Origin of the sequence: Paenibacillus taichungensis (genome assembly GCF_013359905.1) — a bacterium.
Classification (GTDB): Bacteria; Bacillota; Bacilli; order Paenibacillales; family Paenibacillaceae; genus Paenibacillus; species Paenibacillus taichungensis.
This window is the reverse complement of sequence record NZ_JABMCC010000115.1, coordinates 720,488-746,246: the sequence shown is the minus strand read 5'-3', so window position 1 is coordinate 746,246 and position 25,759 is coordinate 720,488. Positions and strand designations below refer to the sequence as shown.

Sequence of the window (25,759 nt, the reverse complement as noted above, 5' to 3'; positions counted from 1 at the left end):
TTTTAGCATTTTATAAAATGCTCATCTAATTGGATTCACTCGCCAACCTTTGATTAAGGTTTTGGTATCTTACGTAGGCTTCCTGCCACCTTGCGGTGTCTTCTGGCTCATAGGTTTCGGGAGAAAAGGAAGAAGCCATAACTTCTCTCACCTCGGACAAGTTGCTCACTTCGCCATGTGCCAAGAATTGCAGCATGCAATTTCCGGCTGAGGTTGCCTCGGCAGGACCCGCTATCACGGGAATCCCTGCTGCATTCGCCGTAAATTGACACAATAAGCGATTATGCACACCGCCACCGACCATATGAATCACCCGTGGCCGAGTGCCTGTAATTAGCTCCAGTTCGTCCAGAGTCTGTCTGAACTCCAGCGCCAAACTTTCGAGAATACAACGCACAATGGCTCCGGTAGTTTCAGGTATTGCTTGCCTGCTGGCACTGCACTGTTGCCGGATTCGCTCTGGCATGTCGCCTGGCGCCAAATACACCCCATCACCGGGCGATACATAACATTGATGAGCAGTTGCCGAATCAGCGAGCTGTACCAGTTCCTCATGGGTAAAACGTTGATTCTCCCGTTCCCACTGCCGTTTGCACTCCTGCAATAACCACAGTCCTGAGCGATTCTTCAAGGTTCGTACTTTGCCATTTACCGTGCCCTCATTGGTGAACCCTAGTTGACGACTACGATTATCCAATACAGGACTGTCGCGTTCCACGCCCATGAGTGACCAGGTGCCACAGCTAATAAAGGCAAATTCCGAATCTGTCGCAGGAATAGCTGCCAATGCAGATGCTGTATCATGTGAACCTACAGATATCACTTGCATTGGTTCAATGTTCAACTCTGCACACAAGTCATCCGTTAACTGCCCCAGCACCGTGCCTGGCTGGACGAGAGGTGGAAATAACGTCTCCGGGATACCCAGTCGGCCAATCAATTGTTCATTCCAACGAACCTCTCCGGCATGCAATAGTCCGCTTGTACTGGCAATTGTGTACTCGCTGGCCTGTTGACCAGATAGATAATAGTTAAATAAATCCGGCATCAATAACATGCGCACATCTGGCCGCAGACCTTCCGAGTGCTCGCGCACACTTCCAAGCAGTTGAAATACGGTATTTATTTGTTGTGGCAGGACACCGGACATGGAATATAGCTCTTCTTCATTTACCATGCGCAGGGCTTCTTCCATCCACTTCGCATTACGCGATTCCCGATAATGGCGGGGGTTGAAGCATAATCTTCCCTCCCCGTCCACTAATCCATAGTCGACTCCCCACGTATCCACAGCAATGGAACGGACCGGTTGGGAGATGCCTTGCATGCCCTTTACAATCCCTTGTTTCAGTTCGTGGAAAAGTCGCAGGAAATCCCAGTACAATCCGTCTCCCAGGTGTACAGGATCGTTACTGAATCGATGCACTTCCTCTAACGAGAGCTTACTCCCGTCAAAAGTCCCACGGACTACTCGGCCGCTTCCGGCGCCGTAATCGGCAGCAAGCACATGCGTTGCTTGAGTTCCCATCTCTCATGCCTCCTTTGCTTCCGCGACTAGCCGTTTGGATGTTAACGATACAACGGTCCAAAGACGCTGCATGCCCGGTAATCGGCACTTTCTGGTTCACTTGTGCCGAACAGCCCCCAGGCACGTGGACGGAAAATCTCGGATTCCGGTACATTATGCATACTCACCGGGATACGAAGCATGGAGGCCAGTGTCAGCAAATCCGCTCCGATATGTCCATAAGAGATGGAGCCATGGTTCGCGCCCCATTGATTCATCACTTCGTAGACCGAAGTAAAAGCTCCTGATCCCGTCAGAACAGGTGCAAACCAGGTGGATGGCCAAGTCGGATCTGTCCGTTGATCCAGCGTATCATGTACATCCTCAGGCAGATCGACGGTGTAACCTTGAGCCACCTGCAGTACTGGCCCTAGTCCTTTAACCAAATTGAGACGCGTCATCGTAACAGGCATACCGCCCTTGGTCAGGAAATCAGCCGAATAGCCGCCGCCCCGGAAATATTCGACAGATGCCGGGCGCCACGAGGTCGCTTTCAGGCAGTCCTGAACCTCTTCGTCTGTAATTTCCCAGAAAGGCTTGAGCACAGGCTCACCTGCTCTTGATTGTTGCCCTGTACCGTCCAATGCTGCTGAACCGGAGTTGATCAGATGCAGAATACCGTCCTTTGCGTTTCCTTCCAGCTGATGCCCTGTCACGCGTTTTACCGAATCCGGGCTCCAATAGGTGCGTACATCTGCGAAGATCTGCGCGGTATGTGTAAGTAAGGAACCAAATAACATCGACACACCATTCAGGCTGTCGTTCTCTGTTGCCACCAGATAAGGAGAACGTTTGCCATTCCAGTCAAAGGAAGAATTCAGGATGGATTCCAGAAAATCTCCGTTGGGTGAATGATCTGTCCACTGTCGTTGTCCCTGAAACCCGGAGACAATCGCGTGGTGGCCCATGGATTCCTCAGTAAAACCCAGCTCCGCCAGATTCGGATTGCCAGCCATCAGGTCACGTACGATCTGCGTCATTTTCACTACCGTTTCCCATTCATACTCTTTGCGTTTGCGATCTGTCTGCAGATGGGCAGGATTATTGTCCGCTCCTTCACTACAGTTCTCCTTCACCCAAGCTAGCGCCAGCTTATACTCCTCAGGATCATAGATTTCTTCTTCTATACGACGAGTGAGTTCACTCATATCCACATATTCGTTCCGCATGCCCAGATACTCCTGGAAAAAGGAATCGTTCACGATGGAGCCGGCAATGCCCATGGATACCGAGCCGATAGACAGATAAGCACGTCCCTTCATGGTTGCAGCGGCAAGACCAGCACGGCTGAAACGCAGCAATTTCTCACGAACGTCATCAGGAATCGTCGTATCTCCTCCATCCTGTACATCCTCGCCATAGATACCAAAAGCCGGGATCCCCTTCTGTGCATGGGCAGAGAGTACTGCTGCCAGATATACTGCGCCCGGACGTTCAGTGCCGTTAAAACCCCAGATCGCAGTAGGAATGGATGGAGACATATCCATCGTTTCTGTCCCATAACACCAGCAAGGTGTAACGGTTATGGTCACGCCCACGTTAGAACGACTGAATAGTTCCGCTGCTGCCGCTGCCTCGTTGACGCCGCCAATACAGGACTCGGCAACGACGCATTCTACCGGCGATCCATCGGGATACCGAAGTTCTGCTGCGAGCAGCTCGGCAACGGAAGTTGCCATGCTCATCGTCTGCTCTTCCAAGGATTCACGAACACCCTTGCGTCTGCCGTCAATTGTGGGACGAATACCAATCTTGGGAAATGCCTGTTTATAACGATAATCCTGATGTGTCATACTAAAACGTCCTCCTTCAATGGTTTCATAGAATAGGTACGAATGACTTGTGACTTGTCCGTATGCAATTTGATGGGGCTATTTAGGAATTTTGATTCCTTCTGTTCACCGATACCCGAGGAAATACACTACCATTGCATGCCAACGGTCAGTTCTTTTTCTTACTATGAATGCGTTTACAAATGCTTGATTAAATAAACCGCTCTATATTATTGACTCCGTTATGCTGTCCTGTTATGGAGTGTGAAGGAAGCGATGTGAGCAAAAATGAAGAGCGGTTAGACTGAAATAAATCAACTTTTTTATGATTAGGGTTATCGGTAACCCTAAGATAGCATGAGCCTATCTTGCTGTCAATCGGCATTATCCTATAGAATGGAAAGACTATGTTGCGGAAAGGTTAGATCCTATTGATTACCATTTATGATATTGCCAAAAAAGCCAACGTCTCCGCCATGACCGTCTCTAAAGTCATTAATCAAACAGGTCGTATTAGCCCGGCTACACGCGAGCGTGTACAACAGGTCATCGAAGAACTTGGTTACATACCCAATTCGAATGCGCGCAGTCTTGTGCTGCAACGGACTCAGATGCTGTCATTATTGATTACGGATATTACCAACCCCTTCTATACAACGCTGGCCCGGGGGGCTGAGGATGCTGCCAATCTGCGTGGTTACCGCCTCTTGTTCAGCAATAGCGACGAGGATTACGACAAGGAGAAAAATTATGTGGAAACCATTCTGTCTACTCGCGTCGATGGTGTACTGTTTGCACCTGCAGGGGACCGCTCGCTGAATCACTTGAAGCAGCTGCAGGAACGTAACATTCCGTTTGTTATTTTGGACCGCACTGTCCCGGGAATCACATCTGACGTTATCGCTGGGGACAGCCGAGATGGGGCGCTTCAATTGATTCGATATCTGACGAATCTGGGTCATCGCTACATTGCTCTGGTTAATGGTTCTTCCGAGGTTTCGACTGCGCGGCTGCGAGAAGAAGGATATATGGAGGGACTCCGGGAAGCCGAGTTGCCCTTTGACGAAGGCTTAATCCTTCGAACAGGCTACCGGGATTTCAGCGATGAAGTGGGTATCGACAGTTTACTTGCACATCAACACAAACCTACAGCCATATTTGCAGCAAATAACATGCTCGCCATTGGCGTCATTCGACTTTTACGTAAACGGGGGCTGCGTGTGCCTGAAGATATCTCGGTCGTCTGTTTTGATGACCTCGATCTGGCTTCTGCCTTTGATCCCTTTCTCACGGTTGCTGCACAGCCTGCCTATGATTTTGGTGCCATCGGCATGCAGATGCTGATCGACCGAATTGAAGGTAAGGCTCCTGAGGAACCACAGACCGTCATTATGCCATCGGAGCTGCGTATTCGCGCTTCGGCCTCTGTACCTTGCGAATAAAGAGGAAAATCAGTCGTAGACCAACCCTGACTTGAGAGAAACTGTTTTGTTGAAGCAAATACAAACAGGACGCATCGGAGAATATCTCTCTGATTGCGTCCTTTTTTATGAAATGTACCTCTTATATATATATGGAATTTATATAAATTGAACTAAGCATTTACACAAGAACGTAGAGGACAGAAATAATCTGAAGAAGCGGAGCGTTCGCCTTTATCCTCGGATTTTCCCCTTTGAAAAAGGGAATCCAAAAAATCTGGGGATAACAGCGATCGGAAGGTTGTTCTGGCATCGGAGTGGCAAGCGTAAATATTCTTAGTTCAATTTATCCCTCGGATTGAAGAGCCAGAGCGACTTCCCGAACCAGACCAGGGAACCAATCCATTAATGCTTCGAACGTATATCCCGCCTGCTCTGCTTTGGATGTATCCATTGTCCAGGATTCCGAAATTCCAAAGGGTGACATGTCCTCTTTGATCGTTTCGGTCAGTACCTGAGATTGCATGCCTGTTACCGTTTCGATCAGATGCATCATGGCGGAAAGTGTTATCGTCCCTTTGGACGCTGCATTCACAGGTCCTGTAATCGATGAATGTCCAAGCCAAGCCAGAAATCTCGCGGCTTCGGTGGAATTGATAAATCCAATTTCGGCGTTCGGATTGGGCATACCGATAGGTTTTCCTTTTTGCACATGTTCAATATGAAAATGAAGTCTTCGCGTGTAATCATCAATCCCGAGTACAATTGGAATGCGCATCGCCGCCACTGGGAAATCCGCTTCCTGGAAAAACACAGCTTCCGCTAGACGTTTACCCTCGCCGTAGGAGAAATCTTCGTGGCTTCCGTATTGCACCGGGTAGGTGTATGGATCGAAATCTGCTTCGGTAAATCCGGGTTTGGGATCTCCATATACCGAGAGCGTTGATGTCAAAATGTATCTTTGGGTGCGTCCGGCAAAAGCTTCACAAGCCGACTTCGCCGCATCCGGCGAGTAACAGATGTTGTCATAGACAATATCCCACATGTCGGTCTGCGCAACCTCGGCAAGAGATTTCGGGTCCTCACGATCCATTTTAATCCGATTGACCTCTGGTCCAAAGTCTACATTCGTTTTCCCTCGAGTTGCGACTGTGATTTGAGACTTTCCTTCCCATAGTAAATGATCAACCAGACGTTTGCCGAAGAACCGTGTCCCACCAAGTATAAGTACTTTTTTCATCCGATAAAACCTCCTAACCTCTTCTGATCATGCGTATATTACTAAAACTTCATGAATGAAGTGCTGTCTGTGTTGTTGCAATCCAGATATTTTTACCGGGATTTCACAATATGGAGCATCGTGTGTGCTCCTCGCTGGAATTCGTATGAAGTCTTCTCTTCAGAAGTAATATATCCGCGTTCTTCCAGTATATCCTTTAATTGATCCATATGCTCATAACGCTTGCCAGACAAGTCTACCGTAGGAAAAATACGCAGCTCCCGCTTGGTCACTCGCAACAGCTCAAGGATCGTCCGTAGATGGAATTCGGCATCCAGTCGATCTGCATACGTAAACAGGAAATGCGCAGACAATGTCAGATCGAATTGTTCATCGGCAAAAGGTAACTCCGGCAGTACAGAAGCCACATAACGATCAGGGAAACGTCTCATATCCGCTACACAGTCGGTGATTGCACGTCTACGTTCTTCTTCCAAGCCATGGATCGAACCGAAATCATCCCATCTATATTTGTCTTGTACTTGTTCCATTTGTTTCATCGTATGTTCAATATCCTGAAGTCCCTTCACTTCCAGTTGGCCGATCTCATGTTCATAGGCAATATCCGCTGCCATGGGATCTGCACCCCACTCTCGCGCATGGCTGCTGAATGAACAAGCCCCACCTGGACAATCGAGAACAGACTTACCTTTAATTTCTTCCACGGTCAGGTTAAACATCTTCATATATTCCTCGAAGGTTCGCCCGATAAAAATAATCTGTGCCAGCTCCAGGCCGGCTACTCTGCTCTTCTGCTCATCTATGCTCATCTCGTCTCAGCTCACTTTCCAGAATTAATCATTAGGAAAAACAAGACCAATCTGCTGCCGGATTTGATCCATCACCTGCATGGTAACATAGGAACGTTCATACGTGTTCATGTCCGATTCCTTTTTGCCCTGCTGAATCAGATTGACAAATTCCTCCACCTCATAATACATCGACGGATGAATTTGCTCGGCAGTGAGTTTTTCCACCGTACCATCATTGTAGCGTATCTCCGCATGTTCGGGTGAACCAATTTTGTCAATGAGGATGCTGCCGCGTTCGCCCATAATTTCGCTTGGAACATGAGAATTGGAGATTTTGGAGTACGTCACTACCGCTTCCATCTCATCATAATTCAGAATGACACTGCCTTGTCCATCTACCCCTGATTCCAGCATCATTGCCTGGGACTGAACTTGTTTAGGCTCGCCGAATAGCGTAATCAATGGATAGAGACAATACACCCCAAGATCCATTAGCGCTCCGTTAGCAAGATCGGGTTTGAACGCATTCAGGACGATTCCTTCCTTATACTTGTCGTACCGGGAAGAGTACTGGCAGTAACTCGCCACATATTTACGTACAGGGCCAATTTTATGTAGGTGAGATTGTACCATTTTGAACGAGGGAACAAGGGTCGATTTCATGGCCTCCATGAGCAGAACTCCATGTTCTTTCGCTGTATCAATCATTCGACGGACCTCTACTCCATTGGCGGCCAAAGGTTTCTCGCATAGTACATGTTTTCCACTTCTCAGAAACAACTCTGCCTGCTCGGCATGAAAGGTATTCGGTGTAGCAATATACACGGCATCAAGACCATCACTCGTCGCCATCTCTTCGAGGTTGGTGAATCGAAGTGCAGCCTGATATTGATCTGCAAATGCATTAGCTTTATCTTCAGTTCTTGAGTACACGGCAGTCAATTCGAATCCTTCGACTTGTGCAGCGGCCTCAAGAAGCCTCTCTGTAATCCAGTTGGTACCTACCACTCCAAAACGAACCATTCAATCTACCTCTTTCGTAAATAAATTTCACAATTAAACAGCTTGCCATCCTGTACATTGTAGCCTATATTTCAACCAGATTGAAGGGATGTCCATTTCCAACATATTGATATCTTGCTTTTTTGTTTGAAACTTCGTCGATCTCCATAAATCAGGGGTATAATGAGACTTGAGGTGATTCTTTTGGAAAGTCCCAACCCCTATCAAACAAATTCAGTTCCTATAGATGAAAAACAGTGGAATGCCATTATCCACAACGATAGCAGCTTTGATGGTAAATTCTATTACGGTGTCAAGACAACAGGCATCTTTTGCCGACCTTCCTGCAAGTCGAAAGCACCCAAATATGAGAATGTCACTATATTTAACAACCCTGAAGAAGCATTAGCTCTACATTTCCGTCCATGCAAACGCTGCAAACCAACGGGCGAGCGCATCCCCGATCAGGAATGGATTTCTGTTGTAACAGACTATATTGAACATCATTTTGCCGAGCCTCTAACACTAGATATTCTTGCAAATGTGAGTCACGGGAGTCCATATCATCTGCATCGGGTGTTCAAACGGATTACCGGCCTAACTCCGGTGGAGTATATTCAGGAAAAAAGAGTCACCCAAGCCCGGAAATTGCTTGAAAGCACTCGGCTCACCGTTACAGATATCGGTCGCCAGGTTGGCATAGCCAATCCGGCGTATTTTATTACTGTATTTCGAAAACATACAGGTAGCACACCTGCCAATTATCGTGAACAAAGGCGTGATCAATCATGAAGACCAGCTTGGTATACAAAGTACCCAAAACATTGCTGAACAAAGGAACCGGGTTCCTTAATGGTTATACGCATACGCTGAATCCCTACACAGGCTGCGCTTTTGGCTGTTCCTACTGTTATGTAAGGCAAATGCCCGTCTCTTTATTTCGCAATGAACCATGGGGCAGCTGGGTTGATGTGAAACAGGAAGCCGCCAATGTGTTTGCCAAAGAGCTGAAACGTGCGAAATCAAAAGGTAAAGTCACTCTCTTTATGTCATCCAGTACAGATCCGTATCAGCCCGTTGAATATAAGGAGCAAATCACGCGTTCTTTACTTGAAGTTATGGCCGAGGATCCACCCGATTTTATATTGGTTCAGACCCGAAGCCCATTGGTGACCCGAGATATCGATCTGCTGCAAAAGTTGGGTGACCGGGTCCGGGTTAGCATGACCGTGGAAACGGATCTGGATGATATCCGCAAGCAGTTCAGTCCTTCTGCTCCGCCAATCGCTGGCAGATTGCGTGCCCTGGAACAACTGCGAGATGCCGGTATCCCCACACAGGCTGCTATTGCGCCAGTATTACCCAGCAGCGAAAATTTTGCAGCCATCCTAAGGCCGCTTGTTGATCGTATATGCGTTGATGATTACTTCATGGGAGATGGCAGTGAGGGCAAGCGAACCCGGAGACTTGGCATGAAGCCACTTTATGAACAAGTGGGCAAGGAAGATTGGTACAGTCCTGAGGCGTACAAAATGGTAGTCGAGCGAATGAAGGCGCATTTTGAGGAACATGAAATTTGGATTAGCCAAGCTGGATTTGAACCCTAAAACCCTGATCATGCCTTTATATAAAATGAAAATAGCCCTGCTTCCCTCGCATCGGGAGTCAGGGCTATCTTCTAACTTAATCGATTATTGATCAAGTGTGTACAATGGAAGATCTGCAGGCAGTGCAGCTGGGCGCTGACATGTGCTGTCCATTTTATAAAAAGTCTGCTCATCCGAAGAATCATGGAACGCCCACATCGCTTCGAGTACATGGTAGGCAAGCTCTCCACTTGCCCGGTGAGCACGTCCGCTACCCACAGCATAAGCCATATCTGCAACACCAATGCCACGTGTATTTTCCTGATATCCTGGCAGAAGGGGTACCTCAGTCCATTCCTCATCACCTAGCAAACGGTAACGAACTGGACCGCCGAATGTGTTTGGATCAGGAACCTGTAGGGTTCCATGAGTGCCGTATACTTCAATCGGTGGCAATACACTTCCGCCAAATACGTCAAAACTCGTAATCAGCGTGCCGATAGCTCCCTGCTCAAATTGCAGCAATCCCGCTACATGCGTCGGAATTTCAACAGGAATGCTCTGACCCCGCTTTTTCTCACTCGTGATCGTCCGCTGTTCCATCGCTTTGCCCGTCATGCCAGCAATTGACTTGATTGGTCCCAGCAATTGTACGAGCGCAGTCAGGTAATAAGGCCCCATATCAAACATCGGCCCGCCGCCGGCTGCATAGTAGAACTCCGGATCTGGATGCCAATGCTCATGCCCACGGCTCATCATGAATGCGGTAGCGGCCACAGGTTTGCCAATGACACCATCCTCTACTACTTTGAGTGCCGTCTGAATTCCTGAACCGAAGAACGTCTCTGGCGCACAGCCTACCAGCAGCCCTCTACGCTTAGCTGTTTCGAGAACCGCCTGACCCTCTTCTCGTGTGACGGCGAGTGGTTTTTCCACATATACATGTTTGCCTGCTTCGAGCGCTCTCAAGCATACATCTGCATGAACGGCAGGGATTGTCAGATTGATAATCAGGTCGATCTCAGGGTCTGCCAAAATTTCATCTACCGTGTATACGTTAGGAACATGATAAGCAGCTGCCTGCTCCTCTGCTCTGTTCCGGTCAAGATCCGCAACCGCAACAAGATCGAGCACCTCAAATCGGTGACAGTTCTCCATATAAATACCGCTGATTTTACCACAGCCAATAATGCCTACTTTCATTGTTTTCATGCGTGGACTCCCTTCGTGTTTCCAATTGATATAGCGCTTCCAAAACAACTCAAGACCGCTTTATGTGGGTCAATATATTTATCTCAACGGATATGAATTAGATTTAAATTTAATTAGTGACTTTGGTTATCAGCCATTCCTGTGTAAACTTCAGTCACTGCGTCCTTGCGGCTTTGCGCAAGAGCTTTGCCTGCTGCAGTCCATTTGAAACCACTACGCATCATTTCAGTAACCTGTTTCATCTCCACAATATCTGCATGGTGTCCGAGCGAGTTGTAGAACACACGCCCTGCACCCCAGCGTTTGGTCCAAACGACTGGCATATCTACTGGGCCATTCGCTGCGTGAGGACCGTTAACAATTGGGAAACGTGTTGTTGCCAGCACTTCTACTGCAGGGTCCACGTGCAGGTAGTACTGTTCGCTTTTCACCTGGAAATCTTCAATATGATCCAGCAAAGGACTGGAACCACGCTTCATGTTTACCGTGTACTCCACGCCGTCGTTCCCTGGATGCGCAACCCACTGTCCACCCGTCATGAACTGCCAGTCGACGTTGTTGCGGAACGCGTCACACATCCCGCCATGAAGGCCCGCGAGACCTACGCCGCTCTGAACAGCCGCAGATACGTTATTGACCAGTTCCTGTTCAATCTGTCCCATTGTCCACAGCGGAACGATTAGGTCCAGACCCAGCAGTTTCTCTGCATCGGCATAAGCTTCCAATGTATCTGAGACTTCAACCTCGAATTGTTCTTCCTTCAAAATGCGTTCAAAAATCGCTGCTACCTGCTCTGGTTCATGTCCATCCCAGCCGCCCCATACGATTAGTGCTTTGCTCATCACCCATCACTCGCTTTCCGGAAGTTAAGTTATTGTCATACTATCGAACCTTGCTCAAACTCAAGACCTCTCCGAGGTCAACATCCTAGCTTAAATGCAGCTTATTTATTTCAAATGAGTGCCACCATGATGTCCAGTTCACAATTCAGTGGTTTAATGATTACATTTCTTCTATCGACACCCAGCGGCGCTCTGTAACGGAACGTTCAACGGCTTCCAATACCGCTTGACAGGCAACCCCATCATGGAAACTTGGCTCAGGCTGCCGTCCTTCGGAAATCGCAGTCACCAGCTCCAGCATTTCATGTGTGAACGTATGCTCGAATCCAATCGTATGTCCCGCAGGCCACCACGCCTCAGCATATTTGTGTGCCGGATCAGTCGCCAGAACACGGCGGAAGCCCTGCACATCTTCATCGTCCTTCGTAAAATACACTTCCAGTTCATTCATCCGTTCAAAATCAAACCGGACGCTGCCCAGACTACCGTTGATTTCAAACGAGTTGGTACTGCGATGACCTGCTGCAAAGCGTGTAGCCTCGAAGCTCCCCAACGCACCATCTGCAAACCGTGCGAGGAACAACGTTGCATCATCTACCGTCACTTCACCCTTCGGAGCATCTGCGTTCGAACTGCCTTTGGCGCTAAGTCCGGTCATTTCCGAAGCCAGCGGCCGCTCTTTGATGAAGGTTTCGCTCATCCCAATTACTTCCTTGAATTCACCCACCAGGAAACGTGCCAGATCAATTAGGTGTGCGCCAAGATCGCCATGTGAGCCGGAACCGGCCACTTCTTTTTGCAGACGCCATACCAAAGGGAACGAAGGGTCCATGATCCAATCCTGAAGGAAAAATGCTCGGAAATGATAGATTTTGCCTAGGCGTCCGCTTTGCACCAACTCTTTAGCCAGCTGCACTGCTGGAGAGAAACGGTAGTTGAATCCGACCATGTGTGCAACCCCTGCTTCTTCAGCAGCCTGGAGCATTTCACGCGAATCAGCTAACGACAAAGCCAGCGGTTTTTCACAGAACAGATGTTTACCTTGACGAGCGGCTTCCAGTGCGATTTCCTTATGGGCATCACTTGGAGCGTTAATATCGATCAGATCGATGTCATCACGCCGCACCAGCTCGCGCCAGTCCGTTATACTTTCAGACCAGCCGAACTGACTGGCAGCCTCCTGAACTCCCTGTTCGTTCCGTCCGCAGATTACAGACATCTCCGGCTGCAGTGGGGCAGACGGGAAAAACATCGGCAGACTGCGATAAGCATTGCTATGGGCTTTTCCCATAAATTTGTATCCAACCATTCCGACACGAAGACGATTTGACATGGTCATTTCCTCCTTTGGGATATAGCTATACAGGTTGAACTAAAGAATATTTACACTTGCCACTCCGATGACAGAACATCCTTTCGATCGCTGTTATCATAGCCATGTATTAATTACGAATTGAAGAGGCACGGATAATCAGCTCTGTAGGCAACAACTGCCTTGCAGTTTCTGAGGGGAAATCGGTATTCACCGATGAAGCTGTTACTCCCAATGATCTATGAATAAGCTTGGATGCAGCCAGTTCTCCCATTTCATAAAAAGGAACCCTGACGCTGCTCAGCGGTGGAACTGCCATCTCGGCCGCGTCGGAGTCATCGTAACCCACAAACGCGGGGAAATCCTGAACCTTGATCCCACGCTCACGCAAACCATGCATAACACCGATTGCCATCCGGTCGTTCGCAGCAAATACAGCGTCAATCTCGTCAAGCTGAGCTGCAATGGTGGCAGCTGCCTCCACACCGCTTCGTCTGCTGTAATTTCCCTCCAACAATAGACTGGAATCCACCTGCATTCCGGCTTCATTCAGTCCGATTTGAACGCCCTGAAGCCGCTCCTGACTGTTGGAGTAACTATCCGGACCATTGAGAAAGGCGATATTCCGGTAGCCCTGATCGGTAAGGTGACGGATTGCCTGCCTGCTGCCCTCCACATGATCAGCATCCACTTCCATGAATGATTCACTATCAAAGTGCTGATTCATGATGCAAAATGGATGTCCCTCCTGCTGAAGCTGTTGCAAGGCTTCCAGTTCTCCATAATCATCCCGCGCGCCGAGAATGATGCAAGCATCCACTTTCTGACGGCGGAACAGATCCGTATAATTCATCACTTCACCCGGTGTCCTGAACATGACCAGCAGGTCCATGCCGTTGTCCCTGGCTTTGCTCCCAATGCCACTCAGCATTTCCGAGAAGAAATATGCCGAGAACAAGTGCGCCTTCGGAACGTAGGGCAACACCACGCCAAGGTTACCACTCTTACTTCTCGCAAAGCTGCGGGCCAGTGCGCTGGGCACATAACCCAACTGCTCAGAAGCTTCAATAACCTTACGGCGGGTTTCCTCTTTAATAGGACCAACGCCATTAAGAACTCGGGATACTGTAGCTTCTGAAACACCGGCAAGATCAGCCACTTCTTTACGGGATGCCATGGATCTCACCTCCTTCATGCTTCCTGAACACATGCAAAACCGATGCCATGTATCAAATAATTATGTACGCGCGTACATCTTCTCATGTGTTGTAAACGTTGTCAATGCTTTTAACACAAAAAAAGATGAGGATTTGTGTAAACAAATTCCCCACCTCTTGCTTACTATATTTTCTTGTAACTTGTCCCATGTTCCCTTATGATTCACATGACTACAAATAGTTCTTTATTGGCCCAGCTAACTATAGTACAGACCTACATCAGGTCGTCACACCGTTACCAACGGATGATTGACTGAACTCAGCCTGTTCTAAAATGGTGATATTAGCTGGAATGCGATCCGAAGGCTCAGGTGTCGACTGAAGCTGCCGTACTTTGTGTAGCACTTCCTTATTCGGAAGGAAATGCTGAGAACGAATGAAACGAATGGTTTTGGTTTTGGCACGCATGACAATGGAATCGGTCTCTGCCCGGTCATCTGCGAGGTAACGCACACCACCAAGAATTTCACCCGGAGTAACACCTGTTGCGGCAAAAATAACATCTTCCGTGCCGATCATATCCTGCATCGTTAATACTTTGTAGGGATTATCGATTCCCATTTGCAAGCAGCGCTGGAATTCGTCTGCGTTCGCAGGCATTAGGCGACCTTGAATCTCGCCTCCAAGGCAGGACAAGGCGGCTGCAGCAAGCACTCCTTCCGGTGCTCCTCCTGATCCGACATACAGATCAATACCTGCCTCTGGGAACGCAGGTGCCATTGCGCCAGCAACGTCACCATCACTGAGGAACTTGATTCGAACACCAACCTTGCGCAATGTTTTGATTATGCTCTCATGCCGAACACGATCCAGAATCATGACAGTTAGATCTGAGATGTTTTTGTTCAATGCTTCAGCTGCTTTCTCCAATGTCACCTCAACCGGGTCTTCGATACTGACCTTGCCCACCAGAGCCGGACCTACAGCCAGCTTTTCCATGTACATATCCGGTGCGTGGAGCAGGTTGCCTTTTCCCGCGACTGCAATAACCGATAAAGCGTTGTTCAGGCCCTTGGCTACGATCTCTGTTCCTTCCAAAGGATCCACAGCCACATCAACCTCGGGGCCCTCAGCGTTGCCGACTTCTTCCCCGATATACAACATAGGTGCTTCATCCATTTCTCCTTCACCGATTACCACCGTGCCGCGAATAGACACGGAATCGAACATGGCGCGCATAGCCAAAGTAGCCGCCTCATCTGCACTATTCTTGTCGCCCCGCCCCATCCAGGGTGCTGAAGCTAACGCAGCCAATTCTGTTACTCGGACAATTTCCAACGCCAGTTCGCGTTCCATTTTTCCCACTTCCTTTCCAGTTTCCAAAAGCATACATTGAAAGCGGTACTAAATCCATCGCAAATCCATATGAAATTGATCTTAAAAGGGAGCAATAGCCCGATTTTGAGAAATTACTCCATACTGTCCCTCATCGATAAATGAACACATTTACACACGTTTGAATATGCCTTTTTACGAGTCTTACCACACTGAATTATTTCAAGTGGAAGCAGTATAATTTATCTTTTTTTTCGAAACTCCATATTTATCACGTTGAGATTGTCCCAGAAACAGATGAGTGCAAAAATAATTCGTATAACAACGTTATTTATGTAATTAAACTTACATTCACAAGGAGAACTATCCTGCACTCTCACGTTCGTCGAAAACGGTTTATATCAGACCCGATACAGCTATCCTGCACTTTCAAAGAAACAATATTGAAGACCTTATAACAGAAGTTTTTCATTCAAAGATTCGAACTGAAAATTCACCTAAATCCAGCTCTATCCGTCCCTAGCAATATAGATACAGTTTATGGATGTCATCGAAAATAATAAGTTTACATAATATTTATTACGTAGTTAAAAACTCAATTCTTTTTATTTCTCTTCAAAAGGTCTATTTTGCTTTAGCTTCGTGTGCCACATAAATATGATCTGGCTCTTTGATCAAACTTTGTAGGGTAGCAGGTTTCTACCTCAGCCCCCAACATGGCAACTGCAATTTTCAGAAAATCCTCTCTTTGAATCTGCAAATGACCATATCTAAAATGATATCCCCACCGTGCCTGTCCCCGCGTAAGAATCAGTTGATCCAGTAAATCAGCGATCTTCACCTGCTGACAAGGATAATACTGAACATTCCTCCGATTCGGTACAAAGGAATCCGACACATGGTGCGTGTACACCTGATCGTCTATTATACGCCCTATGGCCGTGAATGCTTGAAGTACCTTGCCTCCTTGCATGCTTGTTCGCGGCGAATAATAGATCAGCCAGTCTCCTGCATTCATTCTGCGCAGTGAAGCTACCTTGCCGTGACAGAGCTGGGCGAAGCCCCCCTCCACCCCTTTTTCCACATGTGATGCAGACACAACGCCGATCCAGTAGCGGTTTCCTTCATCAGATTCTGCTTCTATATCTAACTGATGGGACAGAAATTCTCTCGTATGAGTCTGCTGAATTGTTATATTATTTGCCATCAAATCATGCTTTGCCTGTTCATTCATCTCTGCACCTGTTCTTCCCATGCCTTTTTCAAACGCTCAAGCTGCAAGAAATGATGACGATAATGCATCTCCACCAATGCAAACCATTCCTCAGCATTTAAACCACCGAACCTGGGATGTGGCAACGTAGATTCCAGCGTTGTTTCTTCCAGCAGCACTTCCAATCTCCGCATTTCATGCCTTACCTCATTAAATCCTTGAATTATTGATTCTCTTCCATCCGGTTGTAGTGGAGTATACTCAGGAGAAGCAGGAACGTGGATACGTATTGGAGGAAAACTTGCTTGCGCAAAAACAGCTTCACCTGTTTCTGTTTTGCCCTGGTTTTGCTTCTTATCCATGTCCTCCTCTGCGCTTATACAAAGTTGAACATTGGCTAAATGCATTTTCATTGCAGACTGAATTAAATGCTGGTACATCTGGCCCACCGACCACTCAGTCTCACTGGATTTGTAGCTTAACTGAGCATCGCTCATCAGCTCCAGTTCCTGCAAATAACGTTCCAACGTCAGTTCAAAATCACGTCGAATCTCTTCGTTGTTCCTTGTTATTGTCGTTTCCATACAAATACACAACTCCTTCAATCGGTTATAAACCGATCATACACAAACACTACTGACAACGTTATGTCAGTAGTGTTTAAGGAGATTGCTTGCTTCTTCTCTAATACGGATTCTCAACGATTCAGGCTCCAAAACCAGAGCCGAAGCTCCCCAGCCAAGTATCCAACGCAGTACATCTTCTGGATGCCTTACACGAAAATCTGCGTATAATCCATCTGTTTGCAGTTCTGCTTTCTCCATATAGTAATTATTCGCTTCAATCACTCTATCTGCAATTCGACCATGAAACCATACACGGACATGAACATCACGGTTGTCAGCTGGTGAGTAACTATGAATATTAAAACCTGGAGGAAGATCGAATGGATCTGTACTAATCTCCAGGTCGCTCATGCGGGATATACGAAAATGACGAATCTCCTGTCGCAAATCACATCGGGCAATCAGCATCCATGAGCCTTGCATCCAAAGCATCCCATAAGGGGAGGCCATACGGATGGTCTTTTGCACGGTTTCATTAATAGTTCCAGGTTTATGATAATGAAAACGGATTTTGAGCTTATGCTGCATTGCCTTTCGGATGATTCCCATATGTTCGATCTCTCGCTCGCGTGCATCACTGTCCGGTGAACGAAGTAAACGGATACCCTGTTGTATCTGTCCCACCTCTTCCCGAAGAGGCACGGGCAGGATTGCTTCAATTTTGGAACGGGACGTAAGGGATGTACTTTTGTAGTAGTTATCGAAGCGCTGTTCCACAAAATCAAGTCCGATGAGAAGTGTTACCGCTTCTTCAGCTGTGAAGCTGATCGGAGGCAAAAAGTATCCTTCCATAAGTGAATATCCTACTCCGGGTTCTCCTACCACAGGAACTCCTGCCTCACATAACGCCTGAATGTCTCTATATATGGTTCGAACACTTGTTTCAAACAAGAGAGCTAAATCTTCCGCACGTTGAACCTTCCCCCGCTGCAGCTCAAGTACAATGGCCAGCATACGATCCGATTTGTTCACGAATCACCCCTCCTTGTGTGTAATATCAATTACACCATCTTCATAGGACATTTATTATAAGTAACATATGGACAAATGAAAAGTATACAGACGAACTAGTTTTCGCAATGCCCGAATCGAACCATTTTCGTATGTTGTTTCATTAAACAACAACAAAGACCAACCCCCAGAACATAGGTTGGTCTATAAAAACTCTTATGATATTGAAATTCAGAGAAAGCTCTGACCTCACTACTTCCATGATCATTGGGTAGAACCCTTTCTATCGTGCTCATCGATCACCTTGTTTACCGCTCGTATTATTCCTCCATATCCGGTGCAGCGGCACAAGTTGCCGCATAACCCCGTTTCAATCTGTTCCTGACTAGGCTGCGGATTGCGATCCAGCAATGCCTTGGTGGAAATGACCATTCCGGGAGTACAATATCCGCATTGGAAGCCGCCCTCCTCCACAAAAGCCTGTTGAATTGGATGTAACTCGCCTTCTTTTTCACCCTGTAATCCTTCTATTGTTGTTATCTCGCTTCCAATACATTGATAAGCCATAACGAGACAGGAATTGACCGGCTCTCCATCCATCAGTATCATACAAGCGCCACATCGGCCGACTTCGCAAGAAACTTTTGTTCCGGTTAGATTTAAATGCGAGCGCAGTACGTCCACAAGACGGGTTGTCTGGGTGATCTGCAATTGTTTCTCCTCGCCATTCACAACGGCTGTCCAGAAATCGCCCAAAGGTTCAGTCATGATGAGCTCACTCCTTCCTGAAGCAAGACGCCAATTGGTTTGATCAGTTGATCGCGCGGAACTGGCAAACGATTAACCCACACACCTGTAGCCTGATGAATCGCAGCTGTTATGGCCGGAGCAAGCGCCACCGAACCAATCTCGCCAATACCCCGTGGTCCAAACGGATCGCCCTCTGGCAAATCTTCAATGGCCTCCACATCCAGATTGGTGTGAATGTCGCGAATCGTCGGAATCAGGTAGGTGTCCAAATTGGTTGTCATATAGCGACTGTCTTGCATCACGGCATCCTCGGTCAATGTAAAACCCAGAGCCATTACACTTCCGCCTTCGATCTGTCCGATGAATCCCATTGGATTGATGACAGGGCCAGCAGCCACCACATGCCTCGTATCCAGCAATTTGGCTTCCCCGGTTAGTGTGTTTACCTCCACTTCTGCTGCTACTGCCGCATACGTATATAGATAATGCCCACCAACAACATTGTCCGGCGTGGTCGGATATTCAAATTGAGTATCAAAAATCCAATCTTCTGCTTCTCCATGCTTCGCTAGATCAACGTAAGAAACAACAACGCTGGAATTCATCGCCGGTTCATCTGCTTTAATTTCTGGAGAAAGCTGTCCCTTACGCCATACTCCCTCTATTCCAGTAATCAGTTCGTCAGCAGGAATTCCTGACAAAGCAGAGGCTACTGACAAAATTTTGGACCGAAATGGTGCCTGTAATCGCTGAAGAGCCATCCAGGCCATCGTCGTTGAACGCGAAGCGGTGCTTGAACCACTGTGCGGCACTCGATCCGTATCCCCAATAATAATACTCAGATCGGATGTTGAGCAGTAGAACAGATCGCAGAGCATCATTTCCAGCGTGGCAATGAGTCCCTGACCGAATTCTTCGTAGCTGAATGCCACTTCAATCTTACCTTCGGCATTCAGAGATAGACGGCCGCCCGCCGGATCGGGTATTCCATAACCCAACCCTGCTCCGTGCATCGCGATGGCTGCACCCACTCCACGTTTAATCCAGGGAGGCAGAGCAATATCTGCTGGGGGATGCTGATGCTTTTGCCATAACTCCGAACGATCCAGCGCCTCCCATACTTGCGACAGACCATCCGTGACCAGAATCCGTTGATTTAGTGGCCCAGGATCGGTCTTTTCCCTCATGTTGCGTCTCCGAAACTCCCAGGGGTCTATATCCATAATCTCGGCGAGTCGATCCATCTGACCCTCCATTGCAAAGATCGCCTGATTTCCGCCAAATCCGCGAAACTCTCCCGACACCCCATTATTCGTATATACCGAGACACCCTCCACATCTACATTGGGAATAGAATAAGGTCCGAGACAGTGTTCTGTGCAAAAATTCAGGACGGGTGCCCCCAGCGTGGCATATGCTCCGGTGTCTGCGGTAATGCGGACTCGGTGAGCCTGGATCATGCCTTCACGGCTGATTCCAGTCTGCATCTCAATTTTCATCGGATGGCGCTTCAGGCCTGCACGTACGGATTCTTTGCGTGAATTGTGCATTTTCACAGGACGTCCGGACCTTAAAGCAAGCAGTGCCCCATAAGGCTGCACATTCAGCTCATCTTTCCCGCCAAAAGAACCACCTATCGGAGATGAGACCACCCGGATATCCTCTTCGGAACATCCAATGATTCGGGCAAGCTGCATCCTGTCCTTGTAACCATGCTGTGTAGCCGCGTAGACATGGAGTCTCCCATTTTCATCAGGAACAAATAACCCGCCTTCTGTCTCCATATAGGCATGCATCTGCCGAGGGGTATCGTACGTCTCACTCACAATATGTTCGCATGCAGCAAAGCCCTCATCTATATTGCCTCGCTTGATTTCGGTACGGTGCAGCACATTGCCGGGGCCATGTTCATGGAGCTCTGGTGCACCGGGTGCCAGTGCAGCTTCTGGGCTGTCTAGCGGAGTCCATTCTTCATACTCAACATGGATGGCATCCAGAGCGAGCGCTGCACGTTCCGGGGAGTCCGCAGCAACTGCGGCAATGGCATCACCGACATAACGAACGACATGCTCGCAAAATACAGGCTGATCCGGAGTTGCGATGCCAAACAGGTTCAAACCGGGTACATCTTTGGCGGTGAGTACAGCAAATACACCTTCCATAGCTTCCGCTTTGGTAGTATCGATAGACAATATGCGGGCATAAGGGTAAGAGCTTCGAAGGACCCTTCCGTGGATCATATTGGGCAGCGTCATGTCTGTCAGATATTGAAGCTGTCCTGTTACTTTGCCTATACCATCTGGCCGCAGATGCCAGCGTTTCCCACTACTATCCCGATTTAACAGCATTTTCTCTCTCCTTTCTGCCTTCAGAAGCTGTTGGTCTCACACTTTGCTTCTCCAAAATGGTTTTCTTTTATGAGCGAAGTGCTTCCCAGAGTCCGGCACCGAGCATATTACCTGCCGTTTGTTTGCGGTACTCTTCTGTAGCGAATGCATCGCTATAAGTCACGAATTCCGCCATAACCGAGGCAGCTAAAGATGAAGCTTGCATAACTGAAGTCTCCCCGCCAAGAAGCAGCTTTTCCGACTCCGTAAGTCGCATGGCCATACCTGAACCTCCACCTGCAGCGATCGCTATCTTAATCCAGTGGCCATCTATATCCACTTCTCCGTGAAAAGCAATCGTCACCAGCGATGCTGTAAAGGTCTCCCGCCGACCCAGTTTACGGTAAAATGAAATTTCACGCGCCACAGCTGTCTGCTCGCTATTGGCATCAGGCAAAGGCGTATTTTCCATTGGAATATGAATTCTCATTAATACATCATTCGGGTTGCGACTGCCGTCACGACCACCGTTCAGCCAGGACGAAAGACTGCGCATCTCCATGCCGTTGTCCGTCAACCAGTACAGCTGTGCATCGTAGACAAGGAGTGCGGGAATGGAGTCTCCTACTCCCGATACAATGTTTCCGCCAATTGTCGCCAAATTTCGAATAGAAGGAGCGGCGATAGCGTTCATTGCAGATTGTAAAATGGGCAGCTGTTGTAGAAGAACGTCTGTGGCACAATGACTTAATCGCGTCAGTGCTCCAATGACCAAATCATCTCCATCCACATATACGCCGCTTGCATCTGGAATACGAGCAAGGCTGATCATATGCTCAGGTACAGGTACAAGGCCGCCCTCCCACTGAGTACGTAATAATGTGGTCCCTGCTGCAAAATAATACTTCCCGGACAGCTCATTCTTTAAAGCTTGAAGTTCATCTAGATTAACGGGCTGCCAAACCGTTGGTTGCGCTCCTGACCCATATGCCGGCATGACCATCCTTCCATCTCCCTTCTCTACCTGGAATCTGTCTGCGGGGTGTTGGATATGAACGAATGATCCAAATAATTCTTCAAATCATATGGGACTGCAACAATAAGGTCAATTATCTTCACATCATTTTGGATAAACGTATAAATAGATGGTTTAATTTGTGCCTGATGCATTATTAACTCTCAAAAGCTAACACAAGCCACTACATAACCAATTAGATAAAAACGATAAAGAGGCCAACCAGATGGTCTGGCTGACCTCATTACTTCGAGAAATAATACACAAGGAATCGCTCCTTCTGCCTTGATTTTCATTCATCTTATCCCATTCACATAATCCAAAATTCGCTCGAGCTCTGGTTCGGTATCCGCATCCCAAAAGCTAAAATCAGACAACGATACATGTGTGCCTGTATATTTGGCATTGCGTATGATTTTTCGCGCCCCCTCATCTCCGCTGAGCGACAAAAGAGGCCCCAGCATATGTTCACGAAAGGCGACCGGAGGCTTACCTCCACTGCCATCCGTAGCTGCTGCATAATCACACCGTTTGTTGACGGCTAACGATTCAGCAACCCTGTTAATATCTCGTGCCTGCAATAACGGTTGATCTGCCAAAATCATCATCACACCTTCTGGCCTGTATGCCATTGCAGACAGAATGCCACAATGAAGGGACATGGCCATACCGTATGCATAGTCGGTACAGATTGCAATCTGTAGCTTCGTCCTCATATCAAGATTACCGCCATATGATGCTGCATTAAGCCAGATGGAGGGAATCCATGCCAGTGAATCCTCAGGTTTGACCACACAGATAACTTTCTCCAAATCGGAATTCAATGCAGCTTCCAATGTCCATCCAGCCAAACATCTTCCATCAGGCATGACGATAGACAGTTTATCCCGCCCCATTCGGCTGCTCTTACCTGCCGCTAGCACGATGCCTGTCAGTCGCATGTGCAATCCCCCTCTGTACGTTGCGACGCTCTGTGGCAACAGCAGCTCGTTTACTGGCAATAAGTTCTGCTGCGATACTGATTGCGATCTCTTCCGGTCCGTCAGCACCAATGCTCAAGCCAACGGGTGAATGCAGATGTTTTAGTGGGGGGAGATCGTTCAGCAAACGTGCTGTCCGTGTTCTGGAGCCCATAATACCGATATATGCATAATCTCGATCCTCAAGTAATTCAAGAAATTCCCGTTCTCTCGGAAACTGATGACTCATCAATACGATATAATCCCCGCTTTGGATATCCAATACAGGCATGATCTCACTTGGGAAACCATGGATAAGTTCAACCCCCGGAAAGCGTTCCGCGGTGCATAAGGTTTCTCGCCAATCTGCTATGACCACACGAAATCCTGCTGATTTGCCCAGACGGGCGACCGGAATCACATCATTTCCGGCTCCAATGATAATTAGACGGGATTTGGGCTCATATCTTGCAGAGATCTGGAGGGGAACATCCCACCGCTCTGCATCATTCAATCCATGCCTCTGAAGATCACTCTCTCCAGAATTAGATGCGACAGCGTCAGCTTCAGACGAATGAATAACGACTAACGATAGTCGCGGTGTATCCTCTGTAATCAACGTATTTATTGGCCCTAGAGAAGCTCCCTTGGCAACTGGAGAATGTGATAATGATGTCTGGCTTTCCTCATCCTCAGCGAGCTGAATCAAATAATGAATTTGGGTGTAATGCTCGTAGAATGAACGGGTTAGTACCACAGCTGAGCCACATTGAAAATACGCATGCATATGGGACATGACCGACCTGAGTTCACCACATACCGGCTCTAAAAGCACTATAATTAATCCGCCGCAGCCAATGGTTTCTCCCCAGGACAGATCATCTTCGGGACGCATATCATACTCCACGAATTCCAACTGCTGTGTATCCAGCACACGGTCCACCCTAGCTTGCAGATCACTCTCCAGACAACCTGGACTGATGCTGCCATACATCGTACCTTCTTCGGTCAAAAGCATAGAGACTCCTTGCTTACGGTAAGCATGACCTTCTACCTTAACTGCTGTTGCGAGAACACAGCGCGGTTCCCGCACTGTAATTGCACACATATCATGCATTTCCATGGCGTCTCCATCCTTTCAGGGATTTGAATCCGAATCCGTAGAAGTGATTCTGAGCCTTTTTAGCGAAGATTGAAAGTCTAACTCCTGCTCAGACAGTCCATTGGATGAGTTTCATCCGTTTGCATTTGATTAGATGCGTTTCATCAATCTTGCAATACTTTTATCCGATTCACGAAGTACGATACCACGATCAATCGTTTGAATCTTCCGGTTTTGGAGCACGATGCTTCCATCAATAATAACGGTGTCTACACAGCTGCGAGTTGCAGAATAGACTACACGGGAGTACACATCAGTCTCATAGGAAGGGTACGTATGAAAATCATCCAGATCCAGCAGCAACATATCTGCTTTTTTCCCCACTTCCAGACTGCCGATTTCCTTGGACATTCCGAGCACTTCTGCTCCACCCATCGTCGCCATGCGCAGCACCGTCCGGGCGTCCATCACTGTTGGACCGTGAGGCACCTTTTGAATGAGCGCGGTCAGGCGCATTTCCTGAAACATATCCAGATTGTTGTTGCACGGTGCACCATCCGCACCAATCCCCACCGCAATCTGGCGATTCAGCAGATCAGGAATATCAGCTATACCCGAGGAGAGTTTCATATTCGATCCAGGGCAGTGGGTGACTTTTACACCGCGTTTGCGAATAATCTCCTTCTCTTCCTCACTCAGCCACACACAGTGGGCAAGCACCAGTCTTGGGGTAGCCAGACCGATATGATCCAGATAGACAATGTTGCGCATGCCGCGTTCGTGTTCAACCAATTCGATCTCCCCACGATTTTCGGAGGCGTGGGTGTGCACCTTCACATGGTACTTATTCGACAGGTCACGTACCTCTACCAATAGTTCCTCGGTGCACGAAACGACGAAGCGTGGACAAAACGCATACTGAATGCGCCCACCGCCGAATCCATTCCATTTCTCCAACAAATCGACACTTTGTTGCAGCGAGGTAGCCGTATTTTCACGCAGCGGTTCAGGAACTTCATCCCCGTGATCCATCATTACTTTGCCGGAAATCACCCGAATGCCGCTCTGAGCCATCGCCTGAAAAGCCGAATCGGTATGATGCACGGTCTCCATATCCAAAATCGTTGTTGTACCGCTGGAAATCAATTCGCCCAAGCCGAGCATCGCCGAGTAATAGACAGACTCTTCATCATGCGCCGCCTCAAGCGGCCAAATGCGTTGACGAAGCCAATCCATCAGTTCCAGGTCGTCCGCACGTCCACGGAACAAGGTCTGACACAGATGAATATGCGTCTGGATAAAACCTGGAAGCAGTACTTTGCCTCGAGCATCAATGACCTGATCTGCCTGAACATCGATATGCTCCGCAATTTCTTTGATTTTATTGTCCTCGATCAGCAAATCTCCCGTAAATACATCCTCTTCTGCATTCATTGTGACGAGTTGTGCACCTTTTAGCAGGATCGTTCCCATGATAATCTCCCCTATCCGTATCTATCTGCGTAAATTTACTTATTCTGATCCTGCATTCTAAAGATGATCTTCTTTGGATCTATGCATGATGCTTTACATAAATCAC

At 47.9% G+C, this 25,759-nt stretch carries 22 protein-coding genes; 3 read left to right on the top strand and 19 right to left on the bottom strand.

Annotated features, from left to right (window positions below):
• Window positions 1-25: 25 nt before the first annotated feature.
• Complete coding sequence (locus tag HP548_RS22455) at window positions 26-1,528, bottom strand: rhamnulokinase (RefSeq protein WP_175382911.1); 1,503 nt, start codon at window positions 1,526-1,528, stop codon at window positions 26-28.
• Window positions 1,529-1,569: 41 nt separating this feature from the next.
• A complete protein-coding gene (locus tag HP548_RS22450) occupies window positions 1,570-3,360 on the bottom strand; it encodes an L-fucose isomerase (RefSeq protein ID WP_175382910.1) in 1,791 nt (596 codons plus the stop codon).
• A gap of 410 nt (window positions 3,361-3,770) precedes the next feature.
• Here HP548_RS22450 and HP548_RS22445 point away from each other — a divergent pair, with 410 nt between their 5' ends.
• A complete protein-coding gene (locus HP548_RS22445; RefSeq protein WP_175382909.1) occupies window positions 3,771-4,781 on the top strand; it encodes a LacI family DNA-binding transcriptional regulator in 1,011 nt (336 codons plus the stop codon).
• Window positions 4,782-5,106: 325 nt separating this feature from the next.
• Here HP548_RS22445 and HP548_RS22440 read toward each other — a convergent pair whose 3' ends face one another.
• The 3 genes from HP548_RS22440 to HP548_RS22430 form a co-directional block, all read right to left on the bottom strand.
• Window positions 5,107-6,000 carry an NAD-dependent epimerase/dehydratase family protein gene (locus tag HP548_RS22440; RefSeq protein WP_099853925.1) on the bottom strand — a complete coding sequence of 298 codons (894 nt, stop codon included), beginning with the start codon at window positions 5,998-6,000 and terminating at the stop codon, window positions 5,107-5,109.
• A 92-nt stretch (window positions 6,001-6,092) separates the two neighbouring features.
• Window positions 6,093-6,809: a class I SAM-dependent methyltransferase gene (locus HP548_RS22435; protein ID WP_175382908.1), complete on the bottom strand. Its 717-nt coding sequence runs from the start codon at window positions 6,807-6,809 to the stop codon at window positions 6,093-6,095.
• A gap of 24 nt (window positions 6,810-6,833) precedes the next feature.
• On the bottom strand, window positions 6,834-7,814 hold the full coding sequence (locus HP548_RS22430) for a Gfo/Idh/MocA family protein (protein ID WP_175382907.1): 981 nt from the start codon (window positions 7,812-7,814) through the stop codon (window positions 6,834-6,836).
• A gap of 162 nt (window positions 7,815-7,976) precedes the next feature.
• Between HP548_RS22430 and HP548_RS22425 the strand changes: the two genes are divergently transcribed.
• Window positions 7,977-8,585 (top strand): bifunctional transcriptional activator/DNA repair enzyme AdaA, encoded by a 609-nt coding sequence (locus tag HP548_RS22425; protein ID WP_175382906.1) that lies wholly within the window; start codon window positions 7,977-7,979, stop codon window positions 8,583-8,585.
• Window positions 8,582-9,400, top strand: coding sequence for an SPL family radical SAM protein (locus HP548_RS22420; protein ID WP_175382905.1), 819 nt, complete (start codon window positions 8,582-8,584; stop codon window positions 9,398-9,400). Before HP548_RS22425 ends, HP548_RS22420 begins: the two co-directional genes overlap by 4 nt.
• An 84-nt stretch (window positions 9,401-9,484) precedes the next feature.
• Here HP548_RS22420 and HP548_RS22415 read toward each other — a convergent pair whose 3' ends face one another.
• From HP548_RS22415 to HP548_RS22350, 14 genes are all read right to left on the bottom strand, one after another.
• A complete protein-coding gene (locus HP548_RS22415; protein WP_175382904.1) occupies window positions 9,485-10,591 on the bottom strand; it encodes a Gfo/Idh/MocA family protein in 1,107 nt (368 codons plus the stop codon).
• Window positions 10,592-10,704: 113 nt separating this feature from the next.
• Window positions 10,705-11,433, bottom strand: coding sequence for a ThuA domain-containing protein (locus HP548_RS22410; RefSeq protein WP_090995973.1), 729 nt, complete (start codon window positions 11,431-11,433; stop codon window positions 10,705-10,707).
• 160 nt (window positions 11,434-11,593) lie between these two features.
• Entirely contained in the window at window positions 11,594-12,766 is a 1,173-nt protein-coding gene (locus HP548_RS22405; RefSeq protein WP_175382903.1) for a Gfo/Idh/MocA family protein, read from the bottom strand.
• A 109-nt stretch (window positions 12,767-12,875) separates the two neighbouring features.
• Complete coding sequence (locus HP548_RS22400; RefSeq protein WP_175382902.1) at window positions 12,876-13,922, bottom strand: LacI family DNA-binding transcriptional regulator; 1,047 nt, start codon at window positions 13,920-13,922, stop codon at window positions 12,876-12,878.
• Window positions 13,923-14,181: 259 nt separating this feature from the next.
• Window positions 14,182-15,258, bottom strand: a complete 1,077-nt coding sequence (glpX, locus tag HP548_RS22395) for a class II fructose-bisphosphatase (protein WP_163754166.1) — start codon at window positions 15,256-15,258, stop codon at window positions 14,182-14,184.
• A gap of 613 nt (window positions 15,259-15,871) precedes the next feature.
• Window positions 15,872-16,471, bottom strand: a complete 600-nt coding sequence (locus tag HP548_RS22390; RefSeq protein WP_409347670.1) for an EVE domain-containing protein — start codon at window positions 16,469-16,471, stop codon at window positions 15,872-15,874.
• Window positions 16,468-17,034, bottom strand: a complete 567-nt coding sequence (locus HP548_RS22385; protein WP_175382900.1) for a DinB family protein — start codon at window positions 17,032-17,034, stop codon at window positions 16,468-16,470. The genes HP548_RS22390 and HP548_RS22385 overlap by 4 nt, the downstream gene beginning before the upstream one ends.
• A gap of 66 nt (window positions 17,035-17,100) precedes the next feature.
• Window positions 17,101-18,048 carry a WYL domain-containing protein gene (locus HP548_RS22380; protein ID WP_175382899.1) on the bottom strand — a complete coding sequence of 316 codons (948 nt, stop codon included), beginning with the start codon at window positions 18,046-18,048 and terminating at the stop codon, window positions 17,101-17,103.
• A gap of 243 nt (window positions 18,049-18,291) precedes the next feature.
• Window positions 18,292-18,795: a (2Fe-2S)-binding protein gene (locus tag HP548_RS22375; protein ID WP_175382898.1), complete on the bottom strand. Its 504-nt coding sequence runs from the start codon at window positions 18,793-18,795 to the stop codon at window positions 18,292-18,294.
• Window positions 18,792-21,125 (bottom strand): xanthine dehydrogenase subunit D, encoded by a 2,334-nt coding sequence (pucD, locus tag HP548_RS22370; RefSeq protein ID WP_175382897.1) that lies wholly within the window; start codon window positions 21,123-21,125, stop codon window positions 18,792-18,794. The genes HP548_RS22375 and pucD overlap by 4 nt, the downstream gene beginning before the upstream one ends.
• 67 nt (window positions 21,126-21,192) lie before the next feature.
• Window positions 21,193-22,107 (bottom strand): FAD binding domain-containing protein, encoded by a 915-nt coding sequence (locus tag HP548_RS22365; protein ID WP_175382896.1) that lies wholly within the window; start codon window positions 22,105-22,107, stop codon window positions 21,193-21,195.
• Between the two features lie 308 nt (window positions 22,108-22,415).
• On the bottom strand, window positions 22,416-23,060 hold the full coding sequence (locus HP548_RS22360; RefSeq protein WP_175382895.1) for a nucleotidyltransferase family protein: 645 nt from the start codon (window positions 23,058-23,060) through the stop codon (window positions 22,416-22,418).
• Window positions 23,026-24,201 carry an XdhC family protein gene (locus HP548_RS22355; protein ID WP_175382894.1) on the bottom strand — a complete coding sequence of 392 codons (1,176 nt, stop codon included), beginning with the start codon at window positions 24,199-24,201 and terminating at the stop codon, window positions 23,026-23,028. The genes HP548_RS22360 and HP548_RS22355 overlap by 35 nt, the downstream gene beginning before the upstream one ends.
• A gap of 129 nt (window positions 24,202-24,330) precedes the next feature.
• Window positions 24,331-25,653, bottom strand: coding sequence for a 5'-deoxyadenosine deaminase (locus HP548_RS22350; protein WP_090806403.1), 1,323 nt, complete (start codon window positions 25,651-25,653; stop codon window positions 24,331-24,333).
• Window positions 25,654-25,759: the final 106 nt, after the last annotated feature.

Bases quoted from the DNA above. Each gene is read 5' to 3' on its own strand.
- HP548_RS22455 (WP_175382911.1), bottom strand. From the start codon at position 1,528: ATGGGAACTCAAGCAACGCATGTGCTTGCTGCCGATTACGGCGCCGGA.
- HP548_RS22450 (WP_175382910.1), bottom strand. From the start codon at position 3,360: ATGACACATCAGGATTATCGTTATAAACAGGCATTTCCCAAGATTGGT.
- HP548_RS22440 (WP_099853925.1), bottom strand. From the start codon at position 6,000: ATGAAAAAAGTACTTATACTTGGTGGGACACGGTTCTTCGGCAAACGT.
- HP548_RS22435 (WP_175382908.1), bottom strand. From the start codon at position 6,809: ATGAGCATAGATGAGCAGAAGAGCAGAGTAGCCGGCCTGGAGCTGGCA.
- HP548_RS22430 (WP_175382907.1), bottom strand. From the start codon at position 7,814: ATGGTTCGTTTTGGAGTGGTAGGTACCAACTGGATTACAGAGAGGCTT.
- HP548_RS22425 (WP_175382906.1), top strand. From the start codon at position 7,977: ATGAGACTTGAGGTGATTCTTTTGGAAAGTCCCAACCCCTATCAAACA.
- HP548_RS22420 (WP_175382905.1), top strand. From the start codon at position 8,582: ATGAAGACCAGCTTGGTATACAAAGTACCCAAAACATTGCTGAACAAA.
- HP548_RS22415 (WP_175382904.1), bottom strand. From the start codon at position 10,591: ATGAAAACAATGAAAGTAGGCATTATTGGCTGTGGTAAAATCAGCGGT.
- HP548_RS22410 (WP_090995973.1), bottom strand. From the start codon at position 11,433: ATGAGCAAAGCACTAATCGTATGGGGCGGCTGGGATGGACATGAACCA.
- HP548_RS22405 (WP_175382903.1), bottom strand. From the start codon at position 12,766: ATGTCAAATCGTCTTCGTGTCGGAATGGTTGGATACAAATTTATGGGA.
- HP548_RS22400 (WP_175382902.1), bottom strand. From the start codon at position 13,922: ATGGCATCCCGTAAAGAAGTGGCTGATCTTGCCGGTGTTTCAGAAGCT.
- glpX (WP_163754166.1), bottom strand. From the start codon at position 15,258: ATGGAACGCGAACTGGCGTTGGAAATTGTCCGAGTAACAGAATTGGCT.
- HP548_RS22390 (WP_409347670.1), bottom strand. From the start codon at position 16,471: ATGAATGAACAGGCAAAGCATGATTTGATGGCAAATAATATAACAATT.
- HP548_RS22385 (WP_175382900.1), bottom strand. From the start codon at position 17,034: ATGGAAACGACAATAACAAGGAACAACGAAGAGATTCGACGTGATTTT.
- HP548_RS22375 (WP_175382898.1), bottom strand. From the start codon at position 18,795: ATGACTGAACCTTTGGGCGATTTCTGGACAGCCGTTGTGAATGGCGAG.
- pucD (WP_175382897.1), bottom strand. From the start codon at position 21,125: ATGCTGTTAAATCGGGATAGTAGTGGGAAACGCTGGCATCTGCGGCCA.
- HP548_RS22365 (WP_175382896.1), bottom strand. From the start codon at position 22,107: ATGGTCATGCCGGCATATGGGTCAGGAGCGCAACCAACGGTTTGGCAG.
- HP548_RS22360 (WP_175382895.1), bottom strand. From the start codon at position 23,060: ATGCGACTGACAGGCATCGTGCTAGCGGCAGGTAAGAGCAGCCGAATG.
- HP548_RS22355 (WP_175382894.1), bottom strand. From the start codon at position 24,201: ATGGAAATGCATGATATGTGTGCAATTACAGTGCGGGAACCGCGCTGT.
- HP548_RS22350 (WP_090806403.1), bottom strand. From the start codon at position 25,653: ATGGGAACGATCCTGCTAAAAGGTGCACAACTCGTCACAATGAATGCA.